Genomic DNA, 7,299 nt, shown 5'->3' on the forward strand with positions numbered 1-7,299 from the left:
CCGTGTATGTTACATGCTTTTAATTATAAAAAGCATGTAACATACACGGCTTTTTAGGCTCTATCAGAAATTAGCTTTCTAGTACGATATGCCCAGTAGCAACCATATAAATAGCAAATATAGCTAATATTACTAATAGCACTACAAAAATACGCTCTTTACCTACAAAGTAAGGTTGGTTGAGCTCTTTCTTTGCTTTAATAAAGAAATACAGCCCAGGCAAATACAATAAAGATGCTAATAATAAGTGACTTAAACCCGATGCATAAAGTAACCAAATACCGTAAATCGTTGCACCTAAGCCAATAAACAACAGCATGCCGCGATTTTTGTTTTTGATCGCCAGTTTTAGGGTATATGCAGCAACAAGGAAATAAGGCACTAAGATCATTTCAGATGCAATAATCAGTAGTGAATTATAAGTACCACCAGCGTAAATCACTGCAAACAATGAAATTTGAATACAAATAATGGTCAGGTTAAGCGCTTTAATCGATGTACCTGCACTATTTTCTTTCGCATAAGACTTTGGAAACATATTATTTTGTGCGGCAAGTAAAGGTGCTTCTGTTGCTAAAACCGTCCAACTTAAGAACGCACCACTTACGGAAACAAGTAAACCACAACCAATAATAATTGAGCCCCATGGACCAATAACATGTTCTAGTACAATTGCCATTGATGGGTTTTGAAATTTCGCGAGCTCAGGAGTAGAAATAACACCCATAGAAAGTAGGGTAACGAACACATAAATAACAAGTGCCGTTAGTAGGCCTAGAATCGTTGCTCGACCAATGTCACGACGATTACGTGCACGAGAGGATACGATAACCGCACCTTCTACACCAATAAACACCCATACAGTGATTAGCATGGTACCTTTAACTTGGCTTAGTAGGTCATGCTGAGGGCCAAATTCTAAGCCTGTAAAATCAAATGTAAATGTGTGCCATTTAAAGGCAATTAAGGTAACGAAGATAAATAGTACAAGTGGAATTAATTTAGCAACTGTTGTTATAGTGTTAATGGTCGCGGCAGTTTGTACCCCACGTCTTACCGAAGCATATACAAGCCATAATAAAACCGAAGCTCCAACAATAGATTGCCATGTATTACCCATGCCAAAAATAATATGACCGGGTTTATCAAAAAACATACCTAGGGTACTAAATACAATCACTAAGTAAGAAACGTTAGCGAGCATCGCACTTAGCCAGTAACCCCATGCAGAACAAAAACCAACGAAGTCACCAAAGCCTGCTTGTGCATAGCCAAACACGCCACTATTAATATTGGGTTTTAATAATGATAAAATTTGAAAAGACATTGCAAGGAAAATCATGCCAACACCCGTAATGGTCCAGCCAATCATGACGGCAGCAGGACTTGCAACAGCAGCCATATTTTGTGGCAAACTGAACACTCCCGCGCCTATCATTGAGCCGATTACAAATGCAGTTAATGCACCAAATCCGAGCTTATTATCCATTCTGAAACCTAGTATTTAAATTTGAATTTCCTTGATTATATGTATTTTTATTATGCGTAAAAGCTATTTTTACTATTTTTAATAATTAATTAAATATAACTTTAAATAAAAATACTTTTTTTGTTTGTATATCATTATTAACTTTATGTAATATTGAAGTTATTGCAACTTAATAATAACATTATCGTTTACTAATTAACTCAATGGAATGTTAATTGTGCTTTAACGTTTTGATTTAGCACAAAAGCTAAAGTTTTACTTTGTTCAGCTGCCATTGTAATTAATGGGGTGTTAAATGTTTCAATTTCACCGGAAACAATAACGGCAGAACAATTTCCCATCTCTAATGCTTTAACCATTAGTAAATGTTTACTTTGGTTTTTCATATTTTTAAGTAATAGCACTTTATTAATATCAATGCCTGCATTTATTAATAAACGTTTATCTAATAATGCATCTTGTCCAATAAACATTATCCAGCGATTTTCTTGATTTGCTTGTTTTAGCAAGCGTAAGAAATAAGCTAATTGTGCTTGTTGTTGCTCGCTATAACTTACTTCAATTGGAACGATCCTTGGCGGAGATTGGCAAATACCTACATGAGAAGTCAATGTTGCTTTATAAACATCAGAAGCTGTAGTAGATCCTTGAGTATGCATTAGTGATTTCATGGTGCCATCTCCGACAGTGGTTATATATACATGCTGTATGTACATACAGTAGTTTTAAATGAATTCGGATGCAAGCATTATTTATCGATATTTGGTTGTTGAATATAAGTCTTAGAATAGATTTTCGTTGAGTGTGTATTGACTTAAGTTGCTGTTTTTAAGTGTTATATCTCTATGTCAGTATGTTTTTAATCTACACTTATTAAATGGGTTTTAGAAAATAATAAAGTTACATTACAAAAATATGCACTATCTCACGTTCAAGCTATACAGTGGTTTTAGTAAGTATTTGATGATTTATACAGTACTTAAAGTTGGATTTTTATCAGCGTGGCTTATTCTATTTAAGGCGGTACTAATAAAATAGGAGAAGTGTATGCCTTGTTATAGCTGTCAAAGTTTCATGACAGAAAGCTATTTAAGTTACTGTTATCTCAAGGGGGAGAGGCATATTGCGAGCGTTATTTAGGCGTAATACATGGGTTTTATCAATTGGCTGGTGTGAGTCAGTCTGCTAAACGTTGTATATTGAATTTAGCGAACGAAATTAAAAGATAATAGTGATGTTGCCGTGTCTAAAGGCGGTATTAAAAATTTGATACACGAAAGATATCCGTAAATTACCGTTAGTTTATGAAAAATAATAATTATGTTTTAGAGTGCATCGTATTATTTTTAAATAGATATAATAAAAAAAACAATTAAATAAGGTAATACAATGTTAAATAATCCAATGATTTCATTAATGGTTAATTTCGTTGATTTACAATCAGATCAAAATATTCTACCAGTAAGAAAGTATATTACAGGTGATAGCTTATCTTATTTACCAAAAGTTGGTGATGTTCTATCTGTGGAAATTGATATTGATAGTCAGTTAGCAGTTTCTTTATCTATCAATGATTTACGTTTCTTTAATGATACCCATGAACAAGCTCAAGTGCCTGCTAAATGTTATGTTGTAAAACAAATAACAACCAAGTTAATGGTTAATGATGCTTGTGATAACGTTGATTATTTATTAGAAGAAGTATCTTTTGTTGCAGCAAGAGAAATGCTACTAAAATAAGTTTCCAATAAAGGATATGGTTCTTATCAAGAAGGGATCATACTTTTTGAATGGTGATCAACTTAAGCTATTTATTAACCAATGAGTAAATTATCAAAATTTACTCATTGGTATTTTTATAACACAATAATGTGATGTGATTTTATAGTCTAAACAATTCAACGCGAAGGTGACTTTCATCTTCATATGCAATTACAGATTGGAAATAACCACTTTGGTCAATTGCAGCAGAAAATATATCTTTATGTTCATTACTGCCAATAAATAAAATCTGAGTTGATTTGATCATTAGCCCATCATCATCAAAACTAGATGTTAAGTCTTCATCAACCACACACACTAATACTTTACCAAAGCGTGCTTTAAGGTTGATATTGTGTGCTAATGAATATTGCACTTGTGTATGCAATTGAGCTTCAATGTCTTCAATAAGATCAACAAAACGATAAAGGTCTGTTGAGCTAGTTTGTAATATCCGCTCACGATCATTATTAAGTATAGATTCTAGACATGCGCCAGTTTTTCTTCCGCGCAATAACCAACTTTTGGTTGATTTCTTAACCGTACGATATCTATCATTCTTGATAATTTTCTTTAGGTACTGAACAAGTAGGTTGTTTTGCTCAGTCTGTGTTAGCCGCTTATCAAGTTTTTTGAATTCTAGATGCAGTAAGGCATTCGTACTAATATCGAGTAGCTGTTGAGACTGGTTCATTGGTGTACCGAGTTGGAGCGGGTTTGATAATAATATCATACTATTACTGATGTAAGATAATAGATAAATGCGTTAATTGTAAATTATAGAAATTAGCGCAATCATTTGTTTCATTGCGTGATATTACACCTTTTAATCTAATTAAGCATACTTTGTTTCGCTAATAGACCTAGATGATATGTTGTGTGTTTATGGGCTTTTTATATCTGGTGGCTAAAAGATAGGGTTTATTTGAGGGTTAAGTCACAATCAAGAGCCTTAAATAAGGTGTCAATTTCGTCAAAGGTATTGTAATGCATGCACCCAATACGGATAACACCACCATTATCGATAAGGTTTAATTGTTCACATAAACCTTGAGCATAAAAATGACCATGCCAGACGCAGATATTTTGTTTTCCTAATGCGATTGCAACGTCTGCTGGTTGGATGCCGTTAATACGAATAGCAAAGGTGGGCGTGCGATGTTGCTCATGCGGTAGACCAAACAGTTGTACATTATTATAACGATGTAATTTATTAATAAAGTAGTGGCTTAGTGTTTGTTCATAGGTTTGGTAAGCGTCAAAACTTCGACGTAGATGCTGGCGTAATGACAATGCTTGTGTGTCTAAAGTTCGACTATAAGCGGCTAAATAATCAACGGCAGCAATAAAACCCGCTAAACTTTCAAAATTTTGCGTACCTGTTTCAAAACGTGCAGGCCCATCATTAGGCGCGGGTTCTACTTTATAAGGGCGTAATGATTGTACCCATTGTGGTGCGATATAAGCAATACCGAGGTGAGGACCAAAGAATTTATAGGCTGAACAGACTAAAAAGTCACAACCTAAAGCTTGTACATCAATTAGTCGGTGTGGTGCATAATGCACAGCATCCACATATACCTTGGCACCGACGGCATGAGCTGCTGTAATAATGCGTTGCACATCAATAAGTGATCCTGTCACGTTTGAAGCGTACGTTACTGCGACTAACTTAGTTTGAGGTGTGAGTAGGGCATCGAAATGCTCATAATCTACATCACAGTTAGTTTTGTTGATTCGTACTTGATGTACAGTCGCTCCTTTATCTTCAGCTGCTTGTTGCCAACTTGAAACATTGGAATAATGATCGAGTGCGGTAACAATCACTTCATCGCCTTTTTGCCAATCACGACTGATTGCACGGCTTAATTGAAACGTCAGTGTGGTCATATTTGCGCCAAATATCATGTTGCTTGCTGATGGTGCATTAACAAATGTTTGTGCAGTATGACGCGCGGTTGCCATTAACGCCGATGTTTCAACACTAGAGAAAAAAGCCCCGCCTAAGTTTGAATTGTAATGACCTAAATAGTGGCTCATTGCATCTAGAACAGATTGAGTAACCTGTGATCCGCCTGGACCGTCAAAAAATAATACCGGCTGCTGATTAATATGCTGATTGAGAGCGGGAAAGAGAGGTCGCACCATCATGGGATCAAATGTCATGTTTGATCTCCTTAGTGGTGAGTACGAATACATCCCAATAACCTTGTTGGTGTTTTTTTATCGCCTTAATTGGGTGAGCGTTATGCCATAAAATATCATCAGCTAAAATTGCCATTTCGCCATGTTGCAAGGTAGTACAGAGAAAAGGTGATGCTGTTTTATCTTTATAAACTAAGAATTCACCTCCTTTAATATTGTGGCGATCAATACCGATCACGGCAATATGCTCAAATCCATCTTGATGAATACCTTCAGGAGAAGTCGGCGTTTCACCGTTGAGTGCGGCAATGCGCATTTGGTGGATTTCAATCGGTTGATCATCTGGTAAGGCATTAGCACTCTGAAATAACTCGCACATTTCTAACATACCATCGCAATGAATAAGAGCTTCATCTAATGCTTCAAAGTGTCGTACAACGTTGCCTTGAAAATGATTTATATCGTTAGATTGTACAAAATCTGTAGGGGGTAAATGCTCTATTTTCCCGTTATGCATTTGAACAATGGAATAGCGACGTAAACGGTATTCTCCATCAGCATGTGAAGTGTGAGGTAAATATTGAAATGAGGGAGCAAGTTCAGTCACGGCATGATCACTCAGTTGTGTTAGTTGTAGGTTACACATTAATGGCGTGTTCATCATACTTCTCCTGTTACTTTGCTACTTATAATTAAGGTTGTCTATAAAACTGAATATTACAAATTTAATCGACTATATAAGCATGTAAAAAGATAACTATGGAATTTAAATCTACAAAAAAGTTAATTAATAAACTTTAATGTTGTAGCAAAGTAACGTGTTTGTGGTGTGTAAATTGATAAATGAGAGTGAGTAGACGGAGCATCTTCTGAAGTAAATAGGACGCGAAGGGTAAATTAGATGCATGTAAAAATTCGCATGTGTAACAATGTGTGTCTTTTATTAAAAAGGTTGTTTTTTATTTATTATATATCATATTGTTATAATATATATAAGTTTTTATTGTTGATTGTGTGGTGAAAATAATTTCTTATCAATAGGATAGGTTGGGTATATTCCCGCACATAAATATGAAAACGATAGCATCGTTATTTTCTATATGCTCAATAGATAGACGCTGCTTTTATTAATAAAAGAGATCAATATGCCTTTAAAATTAAACAAAATATCAATCGCCGTCGCGCTTATTGCAACAAATTTAGCTGTTATTGGTAGCGTTAGTGCGCATGGTTGGGCTGAGTTCCCACCATCACGTACTGAAGTTTGTGATCGCGATGGTGGTTATTGGCAAAATAAAATTCCTAATGCTGCTTGTCAGGCACTATGGGATAAATCAAACGCATTTCCTTTTACACAAAAGAATGAAAACGCAGCATTAACCGCAGATTACAACAATATTGAAGCGGTAAAAAAACAAGTTATCGATGGTCTGTTGTGTGCTGGTGGCGATCAGAAAAAAGCGGGGCTAGATATTCCGCATAACGAATGGCAACAAACAGAAGTGATTGTTGATGCTAACGGTGAGTTTGATTTCAAATGGGTTGCTACGGCGACTCATAATCCATCATTTTGGCAGTTCTACATTACTAAACCTAATTATGATAAATCACAGCCATTAACATGGGATGATTTAGAGCTTGTTGATGAAGTAGGTAATGTTGAACCAACAGAAGCAACACCTTATGATACTTATAACTTTAAAGTGAAATTACCGACAGATCGTATGGGTGAAAAGGTCGTTTTATTCTCTCGCTGGCAGCGAATTGATCCTGCAGGTTGTTGTGGCTTAATGAACTTGTACACCTAAATAGGATAAAATACTCTTAATATCAAAATGGTGTACATAATGAAAAAAGCTCGAACAACTTATTCAGTCGCATTCAAGCACGATGCTGCTAATTTA

General features: G+C 35.4%; 7 protein-coding genes and 1 pseudogene. 3 read left to right on the forward strand and 5 right to left on the reverse strand.

The window, feature by feature from the left end:
* Positions 1-70 precede the first annotated feature (70 nt).
* Entirely contained in the window at positions 71-1,489 is a 1,419-nt protein-coding gene (locus C9I86_RS10905; RefSeq protein WP_080157573.1) for a basic amino acid/polyamine antiporter, read from the reverse strand.
* 200 nt (positions 1,490-1,689) lie between these two features.
* Complete coding sequence (locus C9I86_RS10910) at positions 1,690-2,160, reverse strand: cell division inhibitor SulA (RefSeq protein ID WP_235865899.1); 471 nt, start codon at positions 2,158-2,160, stop codon at positions 1,690-1,692.
* Positions 2,161-2,571: 411 nt separating this feature from the next.
* Between C9I86_RS10910 and C9I86_RS10915 the strand changes: the two are divergent.
* Positions 2,572-2,718, forward strand: a pseudogene (locus C9I86_RS10915) (alpha/beta hydrolase); the annotation flags it as partial.
* A 160-nt stretch (positions 2,719-2,878) separates the two neighbouring features.
* Positions 2,879-3,229, forward strand: a complete 351-nt coding sequence (locus tag C9I86_RS10920) for a hypothetical protein (protein ID WP_080157572.1) — start codon at positions 2,879-2,881, stop codon at positions 3,227-3,229.
* 142 nt (positions 3,230-3,371) lie between these two features.
* Here the strand turns inward: C9I86_RS10920 and C9I86_RS10925 are convergent, their stop codons facing one another.
* The 3 genes from C9I86_RS10925 to C9I86_RS10935 form a co-directional block, all read right to left on the reverse strand.
* Entirely contained in the window at positions 3,372-3,944 is a 573-nt protein-coding gene (locus tag C9I86_RS10925) for a DUF2913 family protein (protein ID WP_080157571.1), read from the reverse strand.
* A gap of 227 nt (positions 3,945-4,171) precedes the next feature.
* Positions 4,172-5,416: a cysteine desulfurase-like protein gene (locus C9I86_RS10930; RefSeq protein ID WP_107276355.1), complete on the reverse strand. Its 1,245-nt coding sequence runs from the start codon at positions 5,414-5,416 to the stop codon at positions 4,172-4,174.
* On the reverse strand, positions 5,406-6,056 hold the full coding sequence (locus tag C9I86_RS10935) for a 2OG-Fe dioxygenase family protein (RefSeq protein ID WP_107276356.1): 651 nt from the start codon (positions 6,054-6,056) through the stop codon (positions 5,406-5,408). The genes C9I86_RS10930 and C9I86_RS10935 overlap by 11 nt, the downstream gene beginning before the upstream one ends.
* A gap of 484 nt (positions 6,057-6,540) precedes the next feature.
* Between C9I86_RS10935 and C9I86_RS10940 the strand changes: the two genes are divergently transcribed.
* On the forward strand, positions 6,541-7,203 hold the full coding sequence (locus C9I86_RS10940; protein WP_107276357.1) for a lytic polysaccharide monooxygenase auxiliary activity family 9 protein: 663 nt from the start codon (positions 6,541-6,543) through the stop codon (positions 7,201-7,203).
* Positions 7,204-7,299 lie beyond the last annotated feature (96 nt).

The sequence above is a fragment of the Photobacterium sp. NCIMB 13483 genome, assembly GCF_003025475.1.
In the GTDB taxonomy this organism is placed as follows: domain Bacteria; phylum Pseudomonadota; class Gammaproteobacteria; order Enterobacterales; family Vibrionaceae; genus Photobacterium; species Photobacterium piscicola.